Origin of the sequence: Staphylococcus sp. HMSC34G04 (assembly GCF_001838765.1) — a bacterium.
Taxonomy (GTDB): domain Bacteria; phylum Bacillota; class Bacilli; order Staphylococcales; family Staphylococcaceae; genus Staphylococcus; species Staphylococcus epidermidis.
Genome location: NZ_KV838762.1, coordinates 1,197 through 1,688 on the forward strand (window position 1 = coordinate 1,197; position 492 = coordinate 1,688).

Annotated in this window: 4 tRNA genes; all 4 read left to right on the forward strand. The window is 47.4% G+C overall.

Features of this window, described 5'->3' with window-relative positions:
- The first annotated feature begins 134 nt into the window (after window positions 1–134).
- A tRNA-Phe gene (locus HMPREF3241_RS10560) sits at window positions 135–207 on the forward strand.
- 8 nt (window positions 208–215) lie between these two features.
- Window positions 216–291 (forward strand) — tRNA-Thr (locus HMPREF3241_RS10565).
- 6 nt (window positions 292–297) lie between these two features.
- Window positions 298–381 (forward strand) — tRNA-Tyr (locus HMPREF3241_RS10570).
- A 4-nt stretch (window positions 382–385) separates the two neighbouring features.
- Window positions 386–460 (forward strand) — tRNA-Gln (locus HMPREF3241_RS10575).
- The last annotated feature ends 32 nt before the right edge of the window (window positions 461–492 follow it).

Sequence of the window (492 nt, forward strand, 5' to 3'; positions counted from 1 at the left end):
AGGTCGGTGGTTCAAATCCGCCTCCCGCAATATTACTAATATAGGTTTCGTGGTGAAATAGCTAAAATACATATTGTTTTTCAGAACATATAAAACTTAGTTTTCAAAGAGGTATCATTACGAATTTTTATTTTGGTTCAGTAGCTCAGTTGGTAGAGCAATGGATTGAAGCTCCATGTGTCGGCAGTTCGATTCTGTCCTGAACCATACCTATAGCCGGCCTAGCTCAATTGGTAGAGCAACTGACTTGTAATCAGTAGGTTGGGGGTTCAAGTCCTCTGGCCGGCACCATTTTTAGGAGGGGTAGCGAAGTGGCTAAACGCGGCGGACTGTAAATCCGCTCCTTCGGGTTCGGCAGTTCGAATCTGCCCCCCTCCACCATTCTTGGGCTATAGCCAAGCGGTAAGGCAACGGACTTTGACTCCGTCACGCGCTGGTTCGAATCCAGCTAGCCCAGCCATTAGAGCCATTAGCTCAGTTGGTAGAGCATCT